This is a genomic window from Rhodopirellula maiorica SM1 (assembly GCF_000346295.1).
Classification (GTDB): domain Bacteria; phylum Planctomycetota; class Planctomycetia; order Pirellulales; family Pirellulaceae; genus Novipirellula; species Novipirellula maiorica.
On sequence record NZ_ANOG01000249.1, the window covers coordinates 1 to 25,810 of the forward strand.

A 25,810-nucleotide genomic window follows, 5' to 3' on the forward strand; every position below is an offset into this window, starting at 1 on the left:
CGACCATGCCTGCTTCGGCATACGGCAGTGTTTCATCGTAATAGCTGAGATTAGGGTCAATGTTGACGCCATGAATCAGCGGCGTTCCCGCAGGTGCGACCAATACACAGGGCAGAGATTGGTTGGTGTGAGTTCCGGCGGGGATGTAAACCCGCATGGTCATGCGACTGCCCGCCACCGCAGGATCCCCCTGTAACCGGATGAAATGGGTGGTGACGCCGGATGTGAACGTATGTTCGACTGGGCCCAGGCTAGGAAGAGCGGCCGGGACCGGTACGCCTTGTAGGCTTTGCTCTGAAATCGGAGTGCTTGAACCTCGACTGGACGCCCAGAAGTAGAGGGCAACTCCGGAAACGCCACATAACACGGGTGGCACGATCACGAGTGCAAGGACGAGATAAATCCAAGTCGGCATGCCGCGTCGTTGTGCTGGACCCGAGTGAGCGTGTCGTTGGGACGCCGTTGGGCCATATTGTGGGGGTGCTGCAGGAGCGAGGCGTCGGTTTCGATCGAGTTGCTGTGTTGGAAAGGGTGCAGCCGGATAGTCGGTCTGCATTGCTTCGAAATCAAGGTCGTCCGGCGCGGCATAGTTGGAAACGCCTGGAATTTGCAGCAGGGTTCCGCATTGCGGGCATTGGACTTGAACGGTTTGAGTCGACGCAGCAACCTGCAGGAGGGTGTTGCAGCGGATGCAGGGAACGTTGCGGTGCGAGGACATATTGAGCTTCGGCGCTACTGACACAGATTGCCATGCAACCCATTGTCATCATGGCGATCAACAGATTCTACCTGAGTCACACGCAGCGAAGGCGAGCGACCGATGAAAATCGCCCTCAAATGCTAGCTCGCCGCCCAAGAGATTGCACGAGACAAACGGTTGTGCAGGAACGGTGCGGCAATAAATTCTTTCATCGCGGTGCGCGCCCAATGCCATCTACTTTGGCAACCACTGGAGATGCTCAAGTAGTGGGATTCGCCAGAATTCCCATCTTTGCTGTTGAAACACCAGGAACTCTGGCGAGTCCCACTACCAAAGTAGATGGCATTGGGCTCGCGCCGTGCCGCTACCCATCGTCGCTCGCCTAAAGCGTCGCCGTATTATCGTTTCAGCAATTCACGAAGTCGTTGAACGAGTTTTTCTGGGGCGTCGTGGCTGTAGGCGATTTGCTCGGATTCCTTGCTACTCAGCTGTTTCAATTGGCACTCGCCTTCGCTCCATTCGTTGCCGCCGGCGATGATTGCAAATGGGAATCCGTGATTATCGGCGTACTTTAGCTGAGCCCCTAGCTTTTTGGCTTCCGGATAGACTTCGGTACCGATCCCGGCAGCTCGCAGATTATTCGCCAGTCGCAAATAATCGTCGCGATGAGATTCATCAAAGTAGGCGACAAACACCGATGCGGGGGTCGAGGTCGATGGCAACAAATTCAGTTGTTCCATCGCGGCGATCAAGCGGTCTAGCCCCAGCGAGGCGCCGATCCCAGGCAGATGTTGTTTCGTGTACAGACCGGCCAAGTTGTCGTAACGGCCTCCGCTGCAAACACTGCCGATTGCTGGCAAATCGTCGAGAATCGTTTCAAAGATAACGCCGGTGTAGTAGTCCAAGCCGCGGGCGATCGAAACATCTAAACGAAGTCGACGCACCGGGACGCCCGACGCCAAGGCACCTTCGTAGATGTCTCGCAGCCGCTGAATCCCACCAGCGGCTTTTTCGTTACCACCAGTGATCTCAGTCAGTTTGGCGAAAATCGTGTCGGCTTCGCCGTTGCACTCGGCCAACTGCAGTACCGCTTCGGCTTGCGAGGGCTCGATCTCGGCACTGGTGACCATTTCGTTGATCGTTTTTTCGCGGCCAATCTTAGCCAGCTTGTCCAGACTGCGGAGGACCGGAACGCTGCGATCGGCTAGTCCGAGGTGATCCAGTAGTCCCGTCAACACCGCTCGGTTGTTGATGCTGATCGTAAAGCGGTCAAAGCCAATCGTTTCGAGCAGGTTGTTGATCACCGCGACGGCTTCGATATCGGCCAACACCGACTCGGTTCCAATCGTGTCAAAGTCACACTGAATAAATTCGCGGTAGCGGCCGGCTTGCGGGTTTTCGCCTCGCCACACCGGAGCGATGTGATAGCGTTTGAACGGCGTCCCCAGCGTGCCGATGTGCTGCGCCGCAAAGCGTGCCAACGGGACCGTCAGGTCGAATCGCATACCCACATCGCGACCGCCGTTGTCTTGGAAGCGATAGATTTGGCGGTCGGTTTCGTCGCTGCCTTTCCCCGTCAAGATTTCCAGGTGTTCGAGCGTGGGGGTATCAATCGGCGCGAAGCCAAACGAGCGAAAGACCTCGCGTGCGGTTTGCATCAATTGCTCACGCGGGATCATCACCGCTGGCAAGTAATCGCGGAAACCTTTGAGTGTTCTGGGTTGGATAAGCGACATGGTTTGGATTGGTCTAGAGATGGATTACGAAAGCAAGGGAAGCGAGGTGGGACGACGACTTCGCAGCGAATCATGGTCGTTGCGATCAGGATCGGGGAACTGAGGTCCGAACAACGCGTCAGCGTATTCGTCGATCTGTTCGGGGGTCTCGAAGTATTTTTCGTAACACCAATCGTCTTCGAATTCGCATTCTTTGGTGGTGTAATCGCGACAGATTTGCGGTCGCGTTTCGTAGATCCCGCAGCGATGGTCGTCCTGCAGGTGTTGGCAGGTCGAATAAACCAGCAAATACCAGGTTTCACCTTCGACAAAAACGGTGGCCCCGGGGTGAACGAGGTACCAGCGAATGAAGTCGAAATCGCGGCGATTGACCGGTTCATCGATCGGCAGAGCGAAATAGTGACAGCATTTTGCCGTGCAATGTTCGCACAGATTCGTTCCCTCGGGGAATTGATCACGGCGTTTTCCCGTCGGGATCTGGGTTTTCCCGGTTGGGATCTGGGTTACGGTGCTCACCTGGACGAATCTCCTCACGGCAATGGTGGTTCTAGGTCGATGCTGGATGTTGTAGAAACTACCAAAGCATCGATTGTTCAACAAAGCCCCTACGGTTTGTTTGGGGCGTGTTTTGGGGATAGTTCAAGCGTTTGAAAGCTTGCAGACGTTAGGGGAGAGACTAATCAGTGGAAGTCGTGATTACAGCACTGGGGCCCGATAATGTCGGTTTGGCCGATCCGATCATTCACCACGTCACCGGCCAGGGGGCACGGATTGCCGAGATCCAGATGTACGATCACGACGAAGAACATCTGTTTGCGATGCTTTGCCGGATCGATATTCCCGCCACGGAATTTGATCGACTGTCCGACGCGATGCAGCAGATTGGCGAAGTCACGGGATTGGCCATTCGCGTTTGGAGCAGCGAGTTGCGGGCCGCTCGTCCCCGCTTGGCGGTTTGCTGTACCTATCTGGAACACACGCCCCGGGCGATCCTCGAGGCGGTCAGGGATGGGGGGATCAATGCGGACGCCCCTCTGGTCATTTCGAATCGAAAGAAGCTCGCTCCGTTGGCTGCCGAGTTCGGTGCCGCGTTCGAAATGATCGGCGATGGCAACGGCGTGTCTAATGATGCATTGATGGTTGAGTTGTTGGATCGCTACGAAATCGACTATGTGGTGTTGGCGCGATACATGAGGATCCTGCCGCCTTCAACGTGTTGGCAATTTGCCGGCGGACGGATCATCAACTTGCACCATGGGTTGCTGCCGGGCTTTCCCGGATTTCGTCCCTATCACGAAGCCTACGCCGCTCGCATGTTGACGTTCGGAGCAACATGCCATTTCATCATCCCCGAACTTGATGCGGGCAACCAAACGATCAACCAACGCACCTTTGCCGTTTCGCCTGGAACCAAATTGGATGAGGTCATCCGAATCGGCGAAAGCGAAAACGAGCCCGCTTGTTTAACCGAAGGGGTGCGTCGTGTGATCGACCGCGAGGTCTACCTGCATTTCCACCGCGTCGTCGCCCGACAAGCAAAATAAGCTCATGTCCAGTTGGGTAGGTCGCGAAGACTTTTGGGTATTGCCGTTGATCGCTCTGCACCTGCGATTGATAAGTGCTGAAAGTCTGGCTCCGCTCGCTTCCGCCGGGGCAAGCCCTATGCCATCTACTTTGGTAGCTTTGGGGGATGGTCAAGTAGTGGGATTCGCCAGAATTCCCATCTTTGCTGTTGCAACACCAGGAACTCTGGCGAGTCCCACTACGAAAGTAGATGGACATTGGGCTCGCGCCGTGCCGCTACCAAAGTAGATGGCATTGGGGGCAAGCCCGGCGGAAATACGTGACTTCCGCAACTTAATGACCGCACGTTCCCCGCGATCATGACGCGGTCCTCGGTTGGGCCGATGAATTCTTTGCGAGTCTCGCTAGATGGATGAATGAGATCCGGGCTACGTAAGATCGCGGAGCGATCAACGACAAGGAAATCGCAAGTGTTCCGTCTAGTCGCTATCGCGACTAAACGCTTACTCGTGTCGCAACGCTTCGATCGGGTTCATCCGTGCGGCTCGGATCGCCGGATAGAGTCCGCTGATCAAACCGACGGCAACCGCGATGAACACGGCCAATGGAATTGTGCCGTAGACGATCGAGGGCTCGGCTTCGCGAATTGGATCGGGAAGCGCCGCGAACTTATCGGGAAAGCCGGTTTTGACGATCCACATCAATCCGCTAAACATTGACGGGCCTAAGAACCCGAGCAGGATACCAAGCGTCGCACCGGCGAAGCTAAGCACCAGTGTTTCCGCCAAGAATTGGCGTACGATGTCACCGCGTTTGGCACCAAGCGCACGGCGAATACCGATTTCTCGAGTCCGTTCGGTGACGCTCGCCAGCATGATGTTCATGATCCCGATCCCGCCCACGATCAACGAAATGCAGGCAATCAGAATTCCGATCCCCAAAAACATCATCCGCAAGTTGCGAGCTTGTTCAAGCAGTTCCAAGGGGACGACGACGGCAATATCGTTTGCCGCGGCATGTCTGGGTTCCAGCATGTATTCAATCATCGTCGCGGTGCTGCGGACTTGATCGACCCGCTCGACCTGTAGCGTGATCTGGTTCAGTTCCATGATCTCGACTTGGAACTGACCGCTACGCCGCGTCATGATCGTATCGCCGACACGTTTCCGCAGCGTTTGGATCGGAATATAGATGTCCGACGAGAAGTCTTGAGAATCAAGCGAGCCGCCGATCGCTGCCGACGGATTTCGGGCTTCCAGCACTCCGACGATTTTGAAAAAGTCTTCGCTTTCCGGCACATACACCCGTTTGCCAAGCGGTTCTTCGTAGGGGAACAATCGGTCCGCAACTCCCGCAGAGATGACGCACACGGTGGCCGAGTGGATGCCGTCGGCATCGGACAAAAAGCGGCCTCCGCCTCGACGGATGACCAAATTGTTCACGTCATCGTATAGCGGGGTGCAACCGACTAGACGTCCATCCAACAGACGATCCTGGTAGCTAAATTGACGGCGAATTTCGCGGATCGGAATCGCCGCCTGGATGGTGGGGACCGTGCCCAAAATCAATTCCAAGTCGCTACGCAGCAGTCCATACTTGCTGGCCGACCGGTCAGCCATTTTTTCGTCTGGCGGTTTAACGCTGCGGACGATGATGGTGTTCGCACCAAGCGACTCGATTTGCTTCTGGACCTGATCGCTTGCCCCTTGGCTGATCGCGGTCAGCACGATGACCGCCCAAACGCCGATCAAGATCCCAAGCATCGTCAAACCCGTTCGCAGCGGATGCAGCGAAAGGCTTTTGATGCCAAGTTGCCATGTTCGTAACCAAAGCATTACGATTGCCTTGCAAGAAGTTGAACGACGTTTTCGTGTTGAGCCGCACGTGCGGCGGCGCGTTGTTCTTCGCTAATCAAATCGTCACGATCAAGCATCCCGTCCTTCAGCCGAATGATTCGTTTGGCTCGCTCGGCAACGTCATCTTCGTGCGTCACCAAAATGATCGTACGGCCTTCGTTATTGAGTTCGTCAAAGAGTCCGAGGATTTCTTCGGTGGTGACCGAGTCCAAGTTCCCGGTCGGTTCATCGGCCAAGATAAAGAAGGGATCATTGATCAAGCTGCGGGCAATCGCGACACGTTGTTGCTGGCCACCGGAAAGTTGAGACGGTCGATGGTCCAAACGCTCTGCTAATCCGACGCGCGCCGCCATGTTTTTCGCGCGTTCTAGCTCTGCAGCGCCCAGGCGACCTTGGTAATAGAGCGGGACTTGGATGTTCTCAACCACGCTCAATTGTTGGATCAAGTTGTAAGATTGAAAGACAAAGCCGATCCGTTGGCTGCGAATATCGGCAAGTTGGTCGTCGGTCAACGTGATGATGTCGTCGTTGCCCATCAACAGGCTTCCCGAAGTGGGTTGATCGAGGCAGCCGAGCATGTTCAGTAGCGTACTTTTGCCGCTGCCGGATGGTCCCATGATCGCGACGTAATCCCCTTCGGGGACATCAAAAGAGACGCCCCGGAGCGCTCGCACCGTCTCGCTCTTCAGCACGTATTCTTTTTTCAGATTACGAATCGACGTTGCCAATCGTGGCGGCGTATCGTTGGCCGCCGGCACAGGCCGCGTTTCGGTGGAGTACGCTTCCTTCGTGCTCATCGCGGGCCTCCACCACCCTGCGACATGCGTTTTTGCATCGCGGCGGTCAATTCGGATTCGGTGACCGTCCCATCGCCATCGCTGTCGGCTTCGACGAGTGATCCACGTCGTCGTTCATCGTCGACCGCATCGATTTCGTCTTTCGACAGTTTGCCATCGCCATCGGTGTCGGATTGTTGGATTCGCGACTTTGCAATCGACGCGGGATCGGGACGCCCACCCGCTGCCGAGCTACCGCCACCAGGTCCTTGATTACCGGGTCCTTGATTACTGGGACCAAAACCGCCATCGCCACGGCCGCCTGGCCCTCGCGGTGGGCCGCCCGCTTCATCACGTGGCCCCTCTTCGGTTGCGTCCATCGTCTCGCCACCGCGAGCGGTATCGCGAGCACGTTCGGCGGCAATTTCACGCATATCGCTGTTGTCGGTCTGTTCCAACTCGGGCAGGTCCATCAGCGTCAGGAACGAACGTAGGTTCAGCACGACCGTTTCGTCTTCCTCAAGTCCTTCATCGATACAGGCCATCGTGTCATTCGTCGCCCGGATCGTGACCTGGCGAGTTTCGAAAGATTGAGGGCCCGTTTTCACCAGCGAGTACATTTTGCCACCGTGTTCGTACAGTCCCTGGATCGGAATTTGAGTGGCATCCGGAATTTGTTCAACAAATATCTGGACCTCGGCCGTCATCCCGGTGCGAATGTTGTCGGGCGGATTGATGATTTCGACCCAGGTGGCATATTCTTTGATCGACGAACTGAAAAAACTGCCTGGTTCGGCATATCGGTTGACCTTGACGACCGCTCCCTTCAATTGCAAATCCGCAACCGACTCAACCGCGATTTTGGCGGGCATCCCAGCCTGGATCAATGTGATACGCGATTCGTTGACTTTGCATTTCACTTGCATTTGACTCGGGTCAGGCAAGCGAATAATGGCTTGGCGTTCCCGCACTGTGGCTCCCGCTTCGACCACAAATTCGGCATTGCCGCCTCGTGAACTGTAGCGGTTCGCATGAACGACCACGCCATCCGACGGAGCCAGGATGACACAGTTTTCAATCTGCTTTTGCACGTCGGCAAGTTCCTGCTGTTCTTCGGCCAACCCGCTTTCGGCTGCGGCAAGTTGAGCCTTGGCCGCTTCAATATCACTATCGAATTGGACCAGCATCTTGCGTTGAGTTAACTCTCGCAGGACCCGTAATCGGCCCTCAGCAGCTTGCAGTTGGTTTCTCGCGTTAGCGACGGCGTACTTGTCAGCATCAAGTTGCAGCGATTTGACAAGTCCTTTGGCTACCAATCGCTCGCTGCTTTGAAGCGCCAATTGATTTTTGCGAAGCTCTTGTTCGGCGATTGCCTTTTCGCTCAAAATCGCCCTCTCTTCGGTTTTGAATACCCCTTCGAGATACTCTTGGCGAGCAATTGTCGCTTGTTCGACAAGCGCTTTTGCCGTCGCGACATTGGCCGCAGCGGTAATCACTTGAATACGAGATTCCTTCAGCGTCAGTTCCAACTGCGATGCGTCCAGCTCAACCAGCTTGTCTCCTTTGGAAACCCGTGTCCCCTCGTCGATCACCCACAGAATGGCGGTGCCAGAGTTATTGCCCCGTGATTCGACTTGGCAGGTGACTTCGATATTGCTGCTGCTCTCGATTTCACCTTGTTCCAACACGATGTGGTCAAACGGTGCCACCGTGACCGTCGAGGTAATTAAATCTTTGGTGGGGATGCCCTCGGCTCGCTTGGCAAGGTAGTTGTATACAAACCACCCCGCCGTTCCTGCGACTACCAAAAACACGAGAAATCCAGCCATAAGGCCCCCACGTCGATGGCGGGCCGGGGCCGAGCGGGAAGCTGGTTTGATCATTGCAAACGGGTGGGAAATGAAGGGGGGGAGGGCGTCGATTCAGGCTCGATCTGGACGGAGCCTCTGTTTAAACCACGCCCCCTGACAAAAGTATCGGTTGCGAAGGCGATTTATGCCCCCTCATTGTAATCAAGCATCAAAATAGCGATCGGCATCGATCGTTAAATTCGCGGGAATCTTTGTGCGAAGCTCTTCCGGTGTTAACGAAAATCGGGGATTGATCTCCACTTTGACTCCATCAGCCACGGACGCTCCGGCGGCTTCGAGCCAGCGGCGATGTTGCGCCACGATCGCTTCTCTGGCTAATTTGGGTGTATCATTTTCGGCTCCGTCGGCATTCTTTACCGGCGCAAATCCTTCGCTCGGAAGCACTTCGACCACAAATGCATTTTTCGCACTGGGCAACAGATCGAAAATGAACTTTTCAAATTTCACGGCATTGGGTTCGCTCGGCGTGACCAAGTTTTCGCTGGCATCCAGATAGGGCACCTTTTTCTGAGCCCGATGAAACGGCAGCGACGATGTGTTCTGGCTGGCTCGGCACAGAAAATCGACGTCGATCACATGCACTCCGATGCTGCCCGCCCACAATTTTAATTGGCCATCCGCGTCGGTCGCTTCGGCCGCTTTTTGAGGCAAGTCGCTGTATTCGATCACTTGGACCTTGCCCTCGGCCAAGGCAATGTTTCCCACTTTTTCCATTGCAAAGCGTTTGCGAATGACTTGCGTGGTCATCTCGCTGCCAGACAACAAATGGTGCCCGATCAGCGTGGGCTCACAAACGTTCACAAGCGGATTGTCGACTTGGAAATAGGACAAACATTTGATGCCCCGTTTTTTCGCGTCCTCAAGACATCCGTTGCGATCAAGTGCTCGCACCGTTCCGCCATGACCATCGGGGCTGAGTGCCAGCGAGCTTTTCGATGCCATCAATAGTTTGCCCGACTTGGCATCCACTGCGGGCATCGTGCCTTGGCGAAAAATCCGCACGTCATCAGACGACATGCCTAGATAGTCGTTCTCTTCGAAATAGGCTCGCGTTTCCGCGTCGGTTGCATCGCTGGTCATGATGTAAAACGGAATTGCGACGCCGTATTTTTGACCAATCGCCAGCAGTCGATCGGCAAAAATCTGAAACAACGTGCGGCCCGAGACGGGACCGATGGAAAACATCCCTTTAGGTTGATCGAATCCCAATCGGGTACCCTGGCCACCGGCGACCAAGATCGCTCCGACTTCGCCGGCGCGTAGCGCCGCTTCGCCTCGCTGCAGTGCTTCCTCGACACTCCACTCCGCCCCACTGCCATCGGCGCGGACCGAAGGAGGGGTTTCGGCATTGGCCGCGAGCGATTCGAAATCAATTTTCTCGTCCTTGCCCGCCACCAGCGTCGCAATCGTTTCGAAGTCGACCTCTTCGATTTGAGCTGCCAAGTTTTGACGTTCCTCCTCAGAGAGTTCGTCCCAGTAATCCAGGACATGCTCTTGTGAATATTTAGCGAGTTGCGATTTCAGGGACTCGAGATTCATTTTTTCAAGCGTGGAAAACGAGGAAAGGAGAAGATGGGCGATGTGCGAATGGGGCACATTCGCGGTCTGGCCGCAAAACTTGTGCCGGAGGACTCGATTTGATCTGCTGTGCGTTTTTGGTCTGAGCATCTCGCCAAATTCGGGTCCTAAGACGATAAACCGCTAACGCGAGAAATTCCATCCGGTGTTTTCGTACCGCTGCTCGCATAGCGTTTCGATCTGAGTCTGTGGCAGAGCCTCACACCAAACCTCGCGGCCTCCGAACACGTCCACCACGTCGCGCTGCAATTTCGCCGGGTCGACATTAATGTTGGTGATGAATTGTTCATGCTCCCGCTCGGCACGGTAATCAGGCTGCCGTGGTGCGAATTTCAAACAGCGGGCAATCAACGCCAAGTCACCGTTGTACAGCAGCGTGCCATGATACAGCAGATGATGTCGGGCCATTCGCATGCTGTTTCCCGAGAACTTGCAATTGTTAAAGGTTAGATCGCATGTTCCTTGAAATTGAGCCGTCTCGGTCGCTCCGTCCAACTGTCGATTTACCGCGGTTTGCAGGTGCTGCATCACAAATTGATGAGTCACGTCGATGCGGGCCAAATCGGGACGCTGGTCCAAATCAAGCACCACGCTGTACATCAAGCATCCGGGGCCTCCGACCACCGAGGCGCCGCCGGTACAGCGGCGAAAAATGGGAATCCCTTCGCTGCGACAGAAATCGATGTCGACTTCTTCGGCCACCCGCGATGATCGGCCGACGATGACCGTAGGATGCTCGAATTCCCAGACACGAATGAATTCGCATGTTCCCCCCGTAAGCGATGTTTGCTCTTCCGCGATCAGCAACAACGCCTCGTCCATCGCGATTTGATGGGAAGCCTTGGTCAAGGGATGGTCGACAATCTGCATTCGTTCCTAGTCTCCGCGTAGCGAGTCAAGCAGCGGCATTTTTGCGACTTGACGCACCGCTAACAATCCTGCCAGCAACCCGAAGACGACGATACCCATCACAATCAACAGTGGCTCGATCCAAGGTGGATTTATCCCGCTTAGAACGCCATACGGCAATACTGCCAACATTGCACACACGGCACCGCAACCAATTCCCACCAACAGCAGGATGCTGGTTTCACGCAGCACGATTGCCGATAATCGCTGGCGAGTAAACCCGATCGCTCGCAAGACCGCCAATTCGCTACGCCGCTCCAGCACGCTTCGCAATTGAGCGATCGCCAAACCCACCGTTCCCAGCAACAATCCCAACGCCCCCAAACTTTGAAACGTACGCAGATAGGTGTTTTGCACTGCCATCATGCTCGCCAAGATCGATTCGCTTTGCGAAACGTCCATGCCGACATCGCCCAGACGGTTCTCGAGCGCCGCAGCAGCCTGATCTGTCTTGTCCGGCTCTGCATCGATCAGGAAATAGCGATAACCGCTGAGATCGGAAAACTGTGATTCAAAATTGGATTCTCCAATCAATAATTTGCCTTGCAGCAGCGTGTTCGATAGCAGCCCCACCACTTTCAAGTAAAGCGGTTTACCAGGTTCAAACTCGAATACCTTTGTTTCGCCGATCCCCTTTTGCATCTGCAGACTCCACATCGCGGTATTCAAATCGATGATCACCGGAATCGGATCCTCTGCGGTTCCCGTGGCTTCGGGCGAAAGCAAATCCCAAGGTGTTTGGCCATCTGCTACCGCTGCGTGCTTCGCCCATTCAAAACCGGGTAAACGCTCGGGAGATTCCTGGAACAGGTTTGAAAACGACGCGGGAACGCCAAGCACCGTAGGGCTGGTCGCTTGGTACAAATTGTTGCAACTGGCGTCCTGTCCGGCTCGCATCCGCATCGGAGCCACGATCGCATTGGCCATCTCCGCTGCGTCTTTGCCCATCAAGTCCCCGCGGATTTCAGGGTCTGCGAAATCGCGATAAAGTGGTTGAGCCGTTTGCGCGACAAGGTCGAATCCACCGCTGCCTGCTTCGGTCGGCCGCAAGCGAAATGCCGTAATCGCAATGATCAAAAACGCTGCGGTGGCCATCAACCCGATCGTCAACGTGCTCCGCAGCGGGTGGCGAGCAGCGTTTCGCGTCGCGAGCGATCGATATGAGGAGAGGGTGGCGAGTGCGTCGTTGGAACGTAGATGCGGCTGTTTTAACCGGGTGTAGACCAGCGTCAGTGCGGCGACGAGCAACAGCATGCCGCCGCCGACAAAGCCGCCCGCAGCAGCTTGACCGCCCGCTTGGGCCCCCAACGCCGCAACGATCACCGCCAACACGGCAAGTGAAATCGCCGCGATTCGCAATCGCGATACGCCGCGTGATTTTCCTTTTTGCAATGACGTTGCCGATCGATCTTGGTCGCTGCCCGTTAACAAACTACGTGCATCGACTCGGACGATGGAACGAACCGTCAATGCCAACGTAGCCATCGCAACAACCCAGCTGACAGTTGACCCGATTAATAAGCTTCGCAGTGTCCAGTGGAATGTCAAAAACGGGACCGTGACCGCTCCGACCCACCATGATCGAAGCGCCCACAAAACAAACATCGCATAGCCGATTCCGGCGATGATCCCCAAGACGACACCGATCGTCGCCACGACGCCCCCTTCGCTCAATACTAAACGTCCGAGTCGACGTGGAGTCCATCCGATGGCAAGCAGCGTGCCAAGTTGTTTCAGTCGCTGGGTCAGCCCCAGCCGGAACAGCATCGCAATCAACATCACCGCCGACAAAATGACGAAGAAACTAAGCGACAAAAAGAGAGCGTCAAACGGTGTCGTGCCTCGCGATGCGGCAAGTTGTTGATCGCGGATGCGGTGAATCGACCATCCAAGATCGTCAAACGAGGGTTCAAGCGAGTCGAGGATTTTGGATCGCAGTTCAGCTTCGCTTTCGTTTGCAGCGATTTGGATGCGAAGCCCCGTCGTGTTGCCAAACCGGCTGCCAAACAATCGCTGGCCCTCGGACAGCGGCAAGAATGCTTTCGGCGTCAGCCGGTAATTGTTCCAGTATTCGTCATCGTCAGAGGAAATGTCGCGAGTCAGTTTGAATGGCAAATCCCAATTGCTGATCGAGTCCTGGTCGGTAACGCCCGGCACGGTGGGCGTCAAATCGGGATCGTTATAGACCGTGGGCGGCTTGTCAAACACCGCTTGGCGTGATCGGCGGTACGGTTTCGCTGGCTGCGTGATGGGAACAATGTCGGTCACCACCGCCGAAAAATGTCGCTCGATCTCGTTACCGTTTTCCACTTCGGGTTCGTAGTAGGCAATCCGTAGTGGGGTGCCGATTTCTGCGTCGAGCTGTTTGGCGGTCCAGTCATTGAGTACGAGTGGGACGACGGTAGTATCGTCGTTTGCACCCGAGGATGGACGACTGCCGTTGCCCGCTGGCGTGTTTTGCGGCAGCATGTTGTTGGGTAGCGCAAAGTCCAGCGGTAAGTCCGGTGTGGAATCGATCGCAGTGATGGTGCTGTAGGGCACCGAAGCAATCACCTCGCCGTTATCATCAATGCGTTCGATGGCATTCGCCAAGTAAGTGCAAACTTGGGTTACCCGATCACGTCCCAGTGCGTTGACGGTCTGTTTGACGACTTGCTCGGGAAGCAGCAATTGATCGCTGGTCAGTGACACATATTCGAAAATCGTCTCGCTGTCGCCGCGGGTTGCCGTATCGCCAGCCTCGACAAAGACCTGCTTGATCTGTTTCAAGTCTAATCCGAGTGCCTCGAGCGTGATGTTCAGCGCCGAGCGATCGATGGCCGAATCGAATAACAACAAGTTCGCTTGTCCCTCGCGCTGCAGTGCGTCGGCCACGGTTTCGCGGCGGAGATAGACGTTTAACGGTGCCGCTTGACTGGCCGTCACCGAAAAACGCCCCAATCCGCGATCGGGGACGATGCTCAACACCTCCATTCGTGGCAGTCCTTCGCTTTGAATATCGCGGCGGCCCAGCGGGCTGTCCGCCGGTACGGCGGCTTCGACCGGAAGACGCACCGTGACTAAATCTCCGACGTTTACCCCCAATTCGGTTGCGGTCGCCTGGTTCAGCACCACTCCATCGTCGCTGGGTAATACGTCGGGACGAACACTTTGCACGCCCAGATCCCAAAAATTCTCGTCGCATCCAATCAATTGCACCGAACCGGCACGGTGGGTGACGTCGCCCTTGGTATTTTCGGATTCAACAATTCCGGCGGGAAAGAAAATCAGCGAGACAGCGTCGGCGGCTTCGCCCGTGTCGGAAACGCTGGTGACTTGTTGGCTGCTGAAAAAGCGTCCCGGGGCGACCATCGAATCGGTGCGTCCGAGTCGTTCGATCGTCAATTCACGCAGACTGCCTCGCATCGAATCGCCAACCAACAATGCGCCGACGATTACCGCCGTGGCGGTTGCGACGCCGAGCGCGACCGATGCCGAAATCCGCCACGAATGGCGCACCGACGACATGACCATCGTCTGCATGCCAAACGATGGGGTCGAGTTTTGGTTTCGGGGCGTTGGGTTCTCGGTTTCCATTGTCATGTTGACCTTCAAAGATTCCTCACAATCGGCACAATCGTTCTGTTCATCATGGTGACGGTTGTACCGTGTTTAGCAATCCCGCGTCGTTTAGCAATCCCGCGTCGCAGGTTTGAGTCACACAATCAAAGCGACCGATCCTCTTTATCATACGGCCAAATGGATTTGGTTGACGGTATCGCTGGATTTCGCCTCGGGTTTGATTTGTCGAGGCGATCAGAAGCTGGCCCGGCCCTTGCGGGGGAATCGGGGCGAAAGGATGAGCCTCGCTTGGCAAATTTGCAAAAAACGAAACGACGTCGGTTGCGATTTGCCGCTAGCCTGCTCGTGATCAGCGGGGGGTGTGTCAGCGGAGATGCCGACCGCTGGCCTCGTTCAAGCATTGCTGCAAAGGAACCTGCAGCAACGAATCGTATCGCCACTCACCGTCCCGCCGCAGATGATCCGCGGCACGCGAGCCCGGCAACCGAGTCGTCGCCGTTTCGATTGACTGGATATCCGATTCGTCCTGCGGGGCCTAAATCGTCCAACTCCAGCGGCGATGCGGAAGCACTTACCAAGCAAGAAGCACTTACCAAGCAAGTCGAAGGTCTCTCGAAACCTTCGCCCTCAGGTGTCACGCTGGGCAGCCCACAGTCGTATTGGCCTGTGTCGCCGCAAACGCAGCCGGCGAACGCCGCGGCCGAACCCATCTCGCCACAACAAAACCACACTCCCATTGCGGCTCCATCAGCCGACCTTGCATCGGCACCGCTTGATGACTTGATGGATCTTGGGCAAGAGAGTTTGGCGGATGATTCAGGTTTGCCGTCGGTCCAATCGACATCGCTTCCTGTCGCGACGAACACGATCAACGGATGTCCAACACGGCCAATCAGCGAAACCGAAATGCTGCACTTGGCGTTATCGCAAAGCCCGGTGCTTCGTCCGTTGGGGCTACGAATTTTGGATTCGCCCGAATCTGCCACCACGATTTATGACCGCAGTATTACTGCCAGTGATCCCTTTTTTGGACCGCAAGCCGCGTTGGCGGCATTCGACAGCACGCTGTCCGCCAGCGCGACGTCACAGAACAACGACCGCGTTTTCAACAATGCAACGCTCGGTGGCGATGTTCAAGAGTTGACGCAAGACTACGCGACTTTTAACGCTGGGATCCAGAAGCGAACGCTCTCGGGTGCCATTTGGGATGTAACGACCCGCAAGCAATATGATGCCAACAATCGTTCCGCAAATAGTTTTCCTAGCTACTGGGAAACGCAGCTCGAAGCCGGAGTGCGTCAGCCGCTGTTACGAGGCGCCGGCAGGCAATTCAATTCGATTGCCGGGCCAAATGCCCAGCCCGGTTTCAATTTTTCCAGGGGCATCCTGATTGCTCGTTTAAATACACGTATCACCGAAGCCGATTTTGAAATTGCAGTACGCACATTCGTAAACGATCTGTACGCAGTGTACTGGGATTTGAAGCGACAATACCGCAGCTACGAAAGTATCATCGCGGCGCGAGACCTCGCCTATCGAACTTGGCAGAGCGTGTTGGCTCGCAGCCATGCACAAGTCGATGGCGGCGAAGCGAACAAAGAGGCTCAGGCACGAGCGAAATATTATCGCTATTGTCGCGAAGCCGAATTGGCGCTGGGCGGCGGCGATTCCGAAACGGGGCTGTTTGCTACCGAGCGGCGGTTGCGACGCATGATCGGATTGCCGACCAGCGATGGCCAGATCCTGCAGCCGATCGAAGATGGACCGGAGGCGGAGTTCCATTTCGACTTTGAAAGCGTGTTCAATCAGGCGCTGGCGAATCGCACGGAACTGAAGCGGCAAAGTTTGAAAGTCCAGCAGCAGCAGTTGCAGTTGGTCGCGTCAAAGAATTTTTTGCTGCCGCAGCTCGACATGATCGGTCGCTATCGGCTCCGTGGTTTCGGAGACGATTTAACAGGAAGCGACCCGCGACGATTTGGTAGCGCCTATGACGACTTTTTCTCTGGCGATCATCAAGAGTGGGAATTTGGGCTCGAGATGGGCGTCACCGCGGGACGCCGACAAGCTCGTGCGGCAGTACGCAACGCGACGCTGTTGTTAGCGAAAGAACGCAATCTGTTGGCCGAACAGCAACGAACGCTCGAATTTGACATCAAGGATGCGATCGCCGAGGTCGATGCCGCCTACGCTTCGCTGAACTACTCGCGGTTACAATACGAAGCCGCCCAAGATCGTTTGCGGTCCTCGGAAGTGTTGTTTGATTCGGACAAGATTCAAATCGAATTCCTGCTCGATGCTCAAGAGGAATTGTTGCAAACCGAACGTCAATACGCTGCCGATCTATCTCGCTACTCACTTGCGATCGTATCGGTCAGCGCCCAGTCCGGCACGTTATTGGACGACGTCGGTATCCACCTGCAAAACAGCAGCACACAAACTCACGCCGTCTACACGCCTGCGGAATAGAACGCCCATTTCTTCGTAAACGCAACCGTCGAGATGTGACGAATTCTCGAGCTGCGTGGGATGTTGATTAGTAAAGTGGGATAGGCTTCCAGCCTGTCATTGCATCCTCGACAGTCTGGAAGCCTATTCCACATTACCAAAACCGCAGTAATTAAATCGACTTCCCAATCGTCGGCGCGAGAAATCAACAGGTCGTGACATCGGGGAAACAAGCGAATCACTTGCTCATCAAGAAATCTCTTGATTTGGCTTCCTCAAGCATTTTCAGTTGCGAGTCATTGCATTTGTTAACCCAAGCTTTGATGGGTTCACCATAGGCGGGGCCGATTCCAGCTTCCTGAAATACCTGCATCACGCGGTGAGTGACAACACTACGCGTGTGGAGACTAACGAAGTCTTCGCCGTTCCATATTGAACCATCGTCCCTGGCGGTTCGATGGAGTCGGCCGGTAGGAACCGGCCCTACGCTCAGGAACCCATGTTTGACAAAACGCCGGTGTAATTCACGAGGTTTGCTTGTACCGTCACGGCCATCGCCGCGGGTGAGGCTGGAAATCGACCTTGATCTGTAAAGGTGGACTATGATGGTTGGATCGCAACTTGCCTCTGCCAAAAATACAATATCCATGAACCAATCTGTTGACACCGACGGTGCTTCGGGGCAGCCCACTTCGGGTAAGCCCCAAACCTCGTTTATAGGTGTTTTGAAGACGCTGGTGATCGCTATCGTGGTGGCGGTCTCGCTGTTGAGCTTCCCCAGTGTGCTGCCTTTGAGGCTGACTTCCCAAAAAACTTGCCTTGCAATTCGCGATCGATTAACTTCGTCGATTGCGGTCCAGCACCACGGCGGTTGTGGGTTGATGCTACAATCTACGGCAACCTGCAAACGCCTCTCTTGTCTCCCAACTCCTATTCGTAGTCACCATCAATCATGACTTCCAAACTTCGGATTTTTCTGCTCACTTTTGGGCTCTTCTTCTCAGGGACGCTTGCCGCGTCGGCTACCAACATCGTGTTCGTCATTTCGGATGACCAAGGCTATGGCGATCTGGCGTGTACCGGTAACCCGATCATCAAGACGCCCAACATCGATCATCTTGCTTCGGAAAGTTCGGGGCTGAGCGATTACCACGTCGCTCCGACCTGTTCTCCCACGCGTTCGGCGTTGTTGACAGGTCACTGGACCAACCGCACCGGGGTTTGGCACACGATCATGGGACGATCGATGTTGCGAGAAAACGAAGTCACGGTTGGCAAGATGTTCAGCGACGCGGGCTACCAAACCGGGATGTTCGGAAAGTGGCACCTCGGCGACAACTATCCCTATCGTCCGGAAGATCGCGGATTCACCGAAGTCTATCGCCACGGCGGCGGTGGTATCGGCCAGACGCCTGACGTTTGGGACAATGCCTACTTTGATGGTGCTTATTTTCACAACGGCAAGATCGTCCCGGCCGAAGGCTTTTGTACCGACGTCTTCTTTGCTCAGGCAAATGAATTCATTAGCAAGTGTGCAAAAGAGAAGAAACCATTTTTTGCCTACATCTCGACGAACGCGCCACACGGTCCGCTGCATTGCCCGCAAAAATACATGGATATGTATCCGGACCAATCTGACAACATTGCCGCTTTCTATGGCATGATCACCAATATCGATGACAACGTTGGCAAGACCCGCAAACTGATCAAAGATCTTGGCATCGAGGATGACACGATCTTCGTCTTTACCACCGACAACGGAACCGCCAGCGGTGCGAAGATTTACAACGCGGGGATGAGGGCCGGAAAGGGCAGCCCCTACGACGGCGGACACCGCGTGCCATTTTTCTTGCATTGGCCAGCCGGCGGTATCACCAAACAACATGACGTTGATGAGTTGACGCACGCTGTCGATATCGTCCCGACGCTGCTCGAAATGGCAGGTGTCGAGAAACCGGAAAATGTGAAATTTGATGGGGTTTCGATTGCTGCGTTGTTAGACCCAAGCAAAGATGTCGATTGGCCTGAGCGTTTCGTGATCAGTGACTCGCAGCGAGTTCGTGACCCGATCAAATGGCGAAGCTCGTCCGTGATGTCGCAAAAGTATCGACTGATCAACGGTAAAGAACTTTACGAAATTGCCGTCGACCCCGGCCAAAAGAACAACGTCGCCAATGAGCATCCCGAAGTCGTTGCGACCATGCGTGAGTTCTATGAAAAGTGGTGGGACGAATTGGAGCCCACGTTTTCTCAGACCACCGAGATCTACCTCGGACACCCCGATCACCCCGTGGTCAATCTGACCGCTCACGATTGGATTCAAAAAAATCTATCCGCCGTGGCATCAAGGATCGATCCGCGCAGCTGACCGTCGCCACCCGAAATCCGACAAGCTCAAGCACGAAGGACATTGGGCGGTGAAGGTGGTTCGTGACGGAAAATATCAAATCTCGCTACGCCGTTGGCCGGGTGAGTCGGGGGCGGCCATCAACGCGTCACTACCACCAGAAGAAAACGTTCCTGGCGCCACCAAGGCGTTTCGTACCACGCCCGGTGACGCCATCGGCGCTAGCCACGCGGTCCTACGCATCGACGACAAAGATCTCGATCGCAAACCGGTAAGCCCCGGTGTCGAAGAAGTCAGTTTCGTCACCGAACTAAAAAAGGGTTCGTATCGGCTGGCTCCCGTATTCGAGATCAGCGAAGGCGAACTTGGCGCGTACTATGTCGTCGTGACAAGCTTTGACTGACATTCGCTGCCTATGCCTGTGATTGCAAAAAACGCTCGCACCACTGCAGCAGCGCTTCGGACGCTTCGCCCTCTTCGCTGACAATCCCGTTCGCGCCGGCACGCCGCATCGCTGCGACCTTACCTTGGTAGCGGCAGCGGACCAGGATCGTAGAGTCGGGGTTCAGGGCCCGCAGCACCGTGACAATCTCTTTGGCGATCGAGTCATCGGGAACGCTGACGACCGCAAGGTTGCAGTTGGCTGCGTCAGCCCGCTTCAAGACTTGCGGATCGCGAGCGTCGCCGGCAACGGTATGGAATCCTTGTTGGGCGAAGGGGTGCAAATTGATCGGACTGAAATCGATCAATCGAACATCAATCCCCTTCATTTCGAGCTGAGAACTAATTTGGCGTCCAATCAGCCCGATGCCAATCACAACCGCATGCCGGCTGGTGTCGTTGATCAACCCGTGGTGGTCGTGTTCATCGTGCTCGTATTGCTCTTCACCCGACCAACGGAGTCCAAATTGGATCAATTGCGGCGTCAGGATCAATGTTCCCAATGCGATTAGCAGCAAGCGGTTGTATGCGATCGGGCTAAGCAGTTCCTGTTTTAATCCCTCGGAAAGCAGCAAGAACGAAAACTCGCCCATTTGAGCCAATCCCATTCCCATGCCAATTGCGGCTTTCGTGCGTAGCCCCACCAATCTCAGTGCCACCGCCGCCGCCACGCCTTTTATCAGCAGAATCGACAACACTCCGCAAGAAATGAGCAGCGGTTCGTCCAAAAATTGACGCGGATTCAGTAGCGTTCCGAGCGTGACAAAGAAGATTGCCGCGAACGTTTCGCGAAACGGTAACACGATTGTGTCGATTTGTTTGCTGAGGCGATTGCCGCTCAGCACGATCCCCGCGGCCAACGCACCCACGGCCGAGGGCAAGCCTAGGAAGTGAGCGATCCAGCAGACACCGCCCAACACGCACACGGCAAACAGGACGACCAGTTCGACGCTGCGGAGTTGAGCTAATTCCGGCACAAGCCACCGGCGAACGAGTTGATAGAGAATGCCGACGCTGATCACAAAGATCAGCGATTTGCCACCGAGCAGGGCGTAGGCATTGAGCGAAGGAGGTTCGCCGTGCTGCGTCAGCAACGGGATCAGCAACATCAGCGGGACCAAGGCGACGTCTTGAAACAGCAAGATTCCGATCGCGCGGCGGCCCGAGGGAGAAGCCGCCCGGCCCCATTCCGCCAACGCTTTAAACACCAACACAGTCGAGCTCAAGGCGACAGCCGATGCGGCCAACAGGGCCCCATTAATGCCCATCCCCAACATGATGCAGATCAACGCTACTGGAATGGCAGCGATTGTCATTTGGACGACACCGCCAAGCAAAAAGTAACGGCTCAGCCGTACCAATTCTTCGAGTGAAAACTCAATGCCCACCGCAAACAATAGCAGCAAAGCGCCGAGTTCGGCCAAGGCTTCGAGTTCATGACTTTGCTGTTTTACGAACCCCAACGCGTCTTGGCCGATCACGCCGCCGACGACTAAATAGCCGACCAGCATTGAAACACCGATACGTTTGCACACGGCGCCGGCAATCAAACCGGCGGTCAGCACGAGCAGCAGGACCGTTGTGATTCCAGAAATATCGTCCATGGACTATCGCAAGAAGCAGACAATGTTGGCGGTGAGTGTCACGACGAGATACAATAGACCCGATCTGCGGTTCGTGTTAGTGTGCATCGGATGTCGCCATACGGTTTGTGGATCTTCACACGCGATCATGAAATCCATTCCAAAATGGGGACAACCTGAATGAGTATCGACTTAACAACCCATTATGGCGGATTGAGTTTGCGTTCGCCGGTCGTCATCGGGGCTTGTCCATTGACGGCGCAAGAACAGATGCGTGTTGCCATTGATGCGTGCGGGGCCGGAGCGGTGGTGCTGCCATCGTTGTTCGCAGAGCAAGTCTTGCTTTGGAACCAGAAAAACGGCCAAACGTTGACTTCGCGTGATACACAAGTGCTCTCGCGAGCCCAACGATTCAAGGTGGATTCATATTGCAATGATGCCGAGACCTACTTGTCTATCGTTCGCCGCGCACGCCGCCAGACCACGCTGCCAGTGATTGCCAGCTTGAATGGGGACAACGCAAGTCATTGGCTCGACTATGCCGGGGCGCTACAGGAGGCGGGGGCGAGTGCGATTGAATTGAATTTGCGGCATCCGCCCCCAGCTGAATTTTCGGATGCACGTGAGATCGAGGATTCGCTTGTCAACGCGGTGAAAATTATCCATCAATCGATCTCGATTCCGCTGTTCCTAAAATTGAGTCGCGAATACACCAGTCTCAGCCATTTGGCGGTCCGTATGCTGTCGGGGATCCAAGGCTTGGTGTTGTTTGGTCGTTCACCCGAAGTGGATATCTCGCTCGATACGTTGCAGATGAGCACCGATTGGTGTTTGACACCCAGTGGGAAAATATCGCATCTGCTTGAATCCGTGATGCGAGTCCATGCCTTCTGTCCGGCGATGCCGATCGCGGCCTGTGGCGGCGTCAGCAATGCAACCGACGTGATCAAAGTCCTGTTGGCCGGCGCCGATGTCGCTATGGTTTCATCGGCGGTGTACCGCGAAGGCCCCGATATTGTGCGTTCGATGATCGATGGTTTGGTCGTGTTTATGGAACGCCATGGTATCCGTTCGATGCCAGAATTGCATGCGATTCGGCCGCTGGAATTTAGCAGCGAAGAAGAGCGATTGGATTATATGGAAGCGTTGGCGTCGCGTGTGCCACCGTCTCAGAAGAGCGCCGGACAGCGAAAAATGAGTGGCGATCGATGGGGACATCTGCAAGCCGCCGATACCATTTAGGTCAATCTCAATCGCTCAAGAACCGGCGGGAAATCGCGGTTTTGTTCTCCGTTCCCGATGCGCTCGGTTCACGCTCGAACTTACGGCGTCGTTTCTTCGACTTCGAAAAATCGCCGAGCGGCGCTGTGCAGCGCCAAGCCTTGCCATTCGGCCGCATGTTTTCGCGGAATCAATCCGGGACATAACCGTGGTGGATCGTAAAGTGTGTGAAGCGTCGCGGTCACCAGTTCCGACGACGTGTCAGTGCGTGCCGCTAAGAATGCGGTGGTTCCGACGGTTGCCACGCCCATTTCGGGAAGTTCGATCCCAGGGTAATCGCCTGCATCAATCGTCATGGGACGCAGCGTGGGGTGTTGCAAGGCAATTTTGATCGGATTGGGAATCGGCATCAATTCCCAGCGATGGCTGCGGATCAGCTTGGAAATCAGCGGGCTGCCCAGCCCAACGCAGATCACGGCGACATCGGGGGCCGTGTCGGATTCGAGTTCTTTCCATGCCATCACCTCGCGTGGTGCGACGTCGGGCGTGATCGCAAGCGATTCAAATACCATCTCAGTCGCCTCGCGTGATCCACTGCCGATCGGACCGACGGCGATGCGATGGCCTTTCAAATCGCTCAGCGCATGGATATTCGCGTCCTCACGTACCAACAGATGGACGACTTCAAAAAACAACGGGGCAACAACACACAGGTCGTTTCCGCTGATTGCCGACGCCTGCATCGGAGCGAGATGGACTTCGCCGCTCAATAGCCGTGATCGGTTTTCACGCGACCCGTTGCTGGCAGCCACCGACGACGTGACGCCGTGTTTCTTTTCCAATCGCTCGGCGATCGTCGCGGATACCGTGTTGTAGACGCCATCGTCCAACCCGCCGGCGATGTGAACGACGCTAGGCATCGATTCTTTGTATTGGTGCCACAGCACGGACAATCCGACAGCGACAAAAGGAGTCAACAACAACAGCAGTAACATCACCGCTTGGAAGCGGCGATGCGAGGTGGACGAACTGACCATGCGGCGTCCCATGACCGCGGCGACCAATGGGACTCCTTCGAGCCAATGCCAAACCTTGACTGGCAGCGAGCGAGGTCGCGCCTTGATCGGACGATCTTCGAGAAAGGCATCCAGGTCGTCGGCAAGCTTCGCTGCCGACTCGTAGCGTTTTTGTGGAATCTTTTCTAAACATTTTGCCACGATCGTTTCGATGTCAACGGGAACGTCGGGGCGAAAGTAGCGTACCGGCGGCGCGGGGTTGTGAACAACATCCAACAGCGTTTGCATCACGGTGTCGCCCACAATCGGCGGCCGACCGGTCAGACACGCGAACAGGATGGCTCCCATCGCATACACGTCGCTTTGCCGATTGGCTCGATCGCTCAATCCGCCGGCTTGTTCAGGCGCCATGTAGTGAGGCGTCCCAAGCGCCGCACCCGTTCCCGTCACGCTGCTGTCGGCGTCCATGTGTTTGGCCAGCCCGAAATCGGTCACATGGACTTCGTCGTGTTCGTCGATCAGCACGTTGGCAGGTTTCAGATCGCGATGCAGCACCCCTTTGTGATGCGCGTGGTCGATCGCGCGAGCCACGTCACGGACATAGCGAGCGGCTTGTTTGGGCTGCAGTGTTTCCGCGTAGATTTTCCGCTGCAAGTCACTGCCGCAAATGTACGCCATCGAAAAGAAATGGTGGCCGGCACGCTGACCAAACTGATACACCGGTACGATCCCGGGGTGACTCAGCCGCGCCACGGCTTGGGCTTCGGTATAAAACCGCCGCACATCCGATTCGTCTGCCAACATGCCCCCGCGAATCATCTTGACCGCGACCATGCGGTTGAGTTGTTTTTGGTTCGCCAGATAGACGATTCCCATGCCGCCTTTGCCAAGCACTTTCTGAAGCTCGTAATCGCCCAAATCAAACGGCAGTGTCGGGCCAGGGTCGTTTTTGGACCGGTTCGCCATCGGCAGCGTGATCGCCGGATCGACATTGGATTGCTCGCCGACCGCCGATGTGATGGCGACCGTGTCGGCGCCGTTTTGGACTCGCTGGCGATGGGATGACAATCCCGACGCCATCGTCACTTGGCCAAGCAGGTCGGCCGCTTCCATCAGTTGTTTTAATTGTCCAGCAACCTCCGGGAACTGTTTCAAAAAATCTTCACGGCTGGTTATCTCACCGGCATCACACGAACGCAGGTACGCCGCAAAAGCTTCGTCCACGGGATCTGCGGTAGGTTCGTTGTCAGCCATAACAGGTTGTGGCAGAGGATGGAAAAAGGAGAGCAAAGACGTCGTCGATTCTAACTCAGGCTCAATTGGATGCCCCGGTAGGGCGCGGCAAAGTTTGGCGAGGATCGAATCTCCACCACGCCTCTCAGCCCGCCGAGCACAGCGGCGAAAACGCCGATTGTCGTGTTTTTCACAACCAAGGGCTCATGTCGTGGTCCAAAATCGTTCTCAGTTTTTGTAGTCCACGTTTCAGTAAACCGGCCACCGCGGTGTCGCTTTTGCCCATTCGCTCGACAATTTCCGATAGCGGCAGCCCTTCCATGTAGCGGAGCCGGATCGCTTCGGCCTGAGTTTCAGGCAATTGATGCAGGGCTTCTAGCAGTGCCACGGTCGCCTCGGTACGGATTGCGGCTCCGCTCGGGCTAGTCGTGCTGCCGGGCAATTGTTGGATCCAGGCACCCCCGGCGGAATCGTTCGGGGAGGGTTGGTTGGCGTCGACTTCGCGTTTGAGCGACCTTTTTTGGGTCGTCACATGCCGAGTGACTGCGGATGCGACGTTGTTTTTCAGTACTCCCCGCAGCCAGCCTGCGAATTCTGCCGGACTCGAGCCCCGAAAGGAGGCCAAATCGCGTTTCGCTTCTAAAAACGTCAACTGGACAATGTCAGCCGGATCGATCCGACGTCGCAATCGTTCCGACAGAAAGCGATGCGCCAACATCAATAGGTACCCCCGATAACGCTCAAGCAATTGTCCGAGCGCTTCATTGTTTCCCTCTTTCGAGGCAATGACCAAATGGGTGGTTGATTCGGAACGCTCCACGCTGAGATCGCCTATTGTTACTTCCTGGAAAAACCTTTGTCAGAATGACGTACCCGCGACACGGTCACACCGGTACAATCATCGTGTCACCCCCACAGCACCGTGTTTCGATGGCAATCGCATTGAGCTGCGGGCGTTCGCACATGCGAGATGGGGGGACACGGAACCTGATTATAGAAGAATGAAAGAACTT

At 55.6% G+C, this 25,810-nt stretch carries 18 protein-coding genes; 5 read left to right on the top strand and 13 right to left on the bottom strand.

Annotation, left to right across the window (positions count from 1 at the left end; all coding sequences use genetic code 11):
* The 3 genes from RMSM_RS07520 to RMSM_RS07530 form a co-directional block, all read right to left on the bottom strand.
* A partial coding sequence (locus RMSM_RS07520) for a Com family DNA-binding transcriptional regulator (protein WP_144057457.1) occupies nucleotides 1-718 on the bottom strand: 718 nt, incomplete at its 3' end.
* Nucleotides 719-1,098: 380 nt separating this feature from the next.
* A complete protein-coding gene (hisS, locus tag RMSM_RS07525) occupies nucleotides 1,099-2,436 on the bottom strand; it encodes a histidine--tRNA ligase (RefSeq protein ID WP_008693753.1) in 1,338 nt (445 codons plus the stop codon).
* A 24-nt stretch (nucleotides 2,437-2,460) separates the two neighbouring features.
* The gene (locus RMSM_RS07530) at nucleotides 2,461-2,952 is read right to left on the bottom strand and encodes a YkgJ family cysteine cluster protein (protein WP_008693755.1); all 492 of its coding nucleotides are present in this window, start codon (nucleotides 2,950-2,952) and stop codon (nucleotides 2,461-2,463) included.
* 167 nt (nucleotides 2,953-3,119) lie between these two features.
* On the opposite strand from RMSM_RS07530, the gene RMSM_RS07535 reads away from it, so the two are divergent.
* Nucleotides 3,120-3,980, top strand: coding sequence for a formyltetrahydrofolate deformylase (locus tag RMSM_RS07535; RefSeq protein WP_008693757.1), 861 nt, complete (start codon nucleotides 3,120-3,122; stop codon nucleotides 3,978-3,980).
* Nucleotides 3,981-4,463: 483 nt separating this feature from the next.
* Here RMSM_RS07535 and RMSM_RS07540 read toward each other — a convergent pair whose 3' ends face one another.
* From RMSM_RS07540 to RMSM_RS07565, 6 genes are all read right to left on the bottom strand, one after another.
* Nucleotides 4,464-5,795: an ABC transporter permease gene (locus RMSM_RS07540; protein ID WP_008693758.1), complete on the bottom strand. Its 1,332-nt coding sequence runs from the start codon at nucleotides 5,793-5,795 to the stop codon at nucleotides 4,464-4,466.
* On the bottom strand, nucleotides 5,795-6,613 hold the full coding sequence (locus RMSM_RS07545) for an ABC transporter ATP-binding protein (protein ID WP_008693760.1): 819 nt from the start codon (nucleotides 6,611-6,613) through the stop codon (nucleotides 5,795-5,797). The genes RMSM_RS07540 and RMSM_RS07545 overlap by 1 nt, the downstream gene beginning before the upstream one ends.
* On the bottom strand, nucleotides 6,610-8,421 hold the full coding sequence (locus RMSM_RS07550; protein WP_008693762.1) for an HlyD family efflux transporter periplasmic adaptor subunit: 1,812 nt from the start codon (nucleotides 8,419-8,421) through the stop codon (nucleotides 6,610-6,612). Before RMSM_RS07550 ends, RMSM_RS07545 begins: the two co-directional genes overlap by 4 nt.
* A gap of 183 nt (nucleotides 8,422-8,604) precedes the next feature.
* Entirely contained in the window at nucleotides 8,605-10,002 is a 1,398-nt protein-coding gene (locus RMSM_RS07555; protein ID WP_008693765.1) for a UTP--glucose-1-phosphate uridylyltransferase, read from the bottom strand.
* 162 nt (nucleotides 10,003-10,164) lie between these two features.
* Nucleotides 10,165-10,911, bottom strand: coding sequence for a lipoate--protein ligase family protein (locus tag RMSM_RS07560; protein WP_008693767.1), 747 nt, complete (start codon nucleotides 10,909-10,911; stop codon nucleotides 10,165-10,167).
* A gap of 6 nt (nucleotides 10,912-10,917) precedes the next feature.
* Nucleotides 10,918-14,532: an ABC transporter permease gene (locus RMSM_RS07565; protein WP_236622042.1), complete on the bottom strand. Its 3,615-nt coding sequence runs from the start codon at nucleotides 14,530-14,532 to the stop codon at nucleotides 10,918-10,920.
* Nucleotides 14,533-14,799: 267 nt separating this feature from the next.
* Here RMSM_RS07565 and RMSM_RS36555 point away from each other — a divergent pair, with 267 nt between their 5' ends.
* Nucleotides 14,800-16,977: a TolC family protein gene (locus RMSM_RS36555; RefSeq protein WP_236622043.1), complete on the top strand. Its 2,178-nt coding sequence runs from the start codon at nucleotides 14,800-14,802 to the stop codon at nucleotides 16,975-16,977.
* Between the two features lie 217 nt (nucleotides 16,978-17,194).
* On the opposite strand, the gene RMSM_RS07575 is transcribed toward RMSM_RS36555, so the two are convergent.
* Nucleotides 17,195-17,863: a hypothetical protein gene (locus RMSM_RS07575; RefSeq protein ID WP_040764691.1), complete on the bottom strand. Its 669-nt coding sequence runs from the start codon at nucleotides 17,861-17,863 to the stop codon at nucleotides 17,195-17,197.
* 45 nt (nucleotides 17,864-17,908) lie between these two features.
* On the opposite strand from RMSM_RS07575, the gene RMSM_RS07580 reads away from it, so the two are divergent.
* Nucleotides 17,909-19,324, top strand: a complete 1,416-nt coding sequence (locus tag RMSM_RS07580) for an arylsulfatase (RefSeq protein ID WP_236622044.1) — start codon at nucleotides 17,909-17,911, stop codon at nucleotides 19,322-19,324.
* A gap of 49 nt (nucleotides 19,325-19,373) precedes the next feature.
* Complete coding sequence (locus RMSM_RS42405; RefSeq protein ID WP_008693778.1) at nucleotides 19,374-19,706, top strand: hypothetical protein; 333 nt, start codon at nucleotides 19,374-19,376, stop codon at nucleotides 19,704-19,706.
* 10 nt (nucleotides 19,707-19,716) lie between these two features.
* Here the strand turns inward: RMSM_RS42405 and RMSM_RS07585 are convergent, their stop codons facing one another.
* Complete coding sequence (locus tag RMSM_RS07585; RefSeq protein ID WP_008693781.1) at nucleotides 19,717-21,348, bottom strand: cation:proton antiporter domain-containing protein; 1,632 nt, start codon at nucleotides 21,346-21,348, stop codon at nucleotides 19,717-19,719.
* A gap of 159 nt (nucleotides 21,349-21,507) precedes the next feature.
* On the opposite strand from RMSM_RS07585, the gene RMSM_RS07590 reads away from it, so the two are divergent.
* Nucleotides 21,508-22,569: a beta/alpha barrel domain-containing protein gene (locus RMSM_RS07590; RefSeq protein ID WP_008693783.1), complete on the top strand. Its 1,062-nt coding sequence runs from the start codon at nucleotides 21,508-21,510 to the stop codon at nucleotides 22,567-22,569.
* 80 nt (nucleotides 22,570-22,649) lie between these two features.
* Here the strand turns inward: RMSM_RS07590 and RMSM_RS07595 are convergent, their stop codons facing one another.
* Nucleotides 22,650-24,818 carry a serine/threonine-protein kinase gene (locus RMSM_RS07595; RefSeq protein WP_008693785.1) on the bottom strand — a complete coding sequence of 723 codons (2,169 nt, stop codon included), beginning with the start codon at nucleotides 24,816-24,818 and terminating at the stop codon, nucleotides 22,650-22,652.
* A 169-nt stretch (nucleotides 24,819-24,987) separates the two neighbouring features.
* On the bottom strand, nucleotides 24,988-25,617 hold the full coding sequence (locus RMSM_RS07600; RefSeq protein ID WP_008693788.1) for a sigma-70 family RNA polymerase sigma factor: 630 nt from the start codon (nucleotides 25,615-25,617) through the stop codon (nucleotides 24,988-24,990).
* Nucleotides 25,618-25,810: the final 193 nt, after the last annotated feature.

Coding starts and splice junctions, on each gene's coding strand:
- hisS (WP_008693753.1), bottom strand. CDS start 2,436: ATGTCGCTTATCCAACCCAGAACACTCAAAGGTTTCCGCGATTACTTG.
- RMSM_RS07540 (WP_008693758.1), bottom strand. CDS start 5,795: ATGCTTTGGTTACGAACATGGCAACTTGGCATCAAAAGCCTTTCGCTG.
- RMSM_RS07545 (WP_008693760.1), bottom strand. CDS start 6,613: ATGAGCACGAAGGAAGCGTACTCCACCGAAACGCGGCCTGTGCCGGCG.
- RMSM_RS07550 (WP_008693762.1), bottom strand. CDS start 8,421: ATGGCTGGATTTCTCGTGTTTTTGGTAGTCGCAGGAACGGCGGGGTGG.
- RMSM_RS07555 (WP_008693765.1), bottom strand. CDS start 10,002: ATGAATCTCGAGTCCCTGAAATCGCAACTCGCTAAATATTCACAAGAG.
- RMSM_RS07560 (WP_008693767.1), bottom strand. CDS start 10,911: ATGCAGATTGTCGACCATCCCTTGACCAAGGCTTCCCATCAAATCGCG.
- RMSM_RS07565 (WP_236622042.1), bottom strand. CDS start 14,532: ATGACAATGGAAACCGAGAACCCAACGCCCCGAAACCAAAACTCGACC.
- RMSM_RS07580 (WP_236622044.1), top strand. CDS start 17,909: ATGACTTCCAAACTTCGGATTTTTCTGCTCACTTTTGGGCTCTTCTTC.
- RMSM_RS07585 (WP_008693781.1), bottom strand. CDS start 21,348: ATGGACGATATTTCTGGAATCACAACGGTCCTGCTGCTCGTGCTGACC.
- RMSM_RS07590 (WP_008693783.1), top strand. CDS start 21,508: ATGAGTATCGACTTAACAACCCATTATGGCGGATTGAGTTTGCGTTCG.
- RMSM_RS07595 (WP_008693785.1), bottom strand. CDS start 24,818: ATGGCTGACAACGAACCTACCGCAGATCCCGTGGACGAAGCTTTTGCG.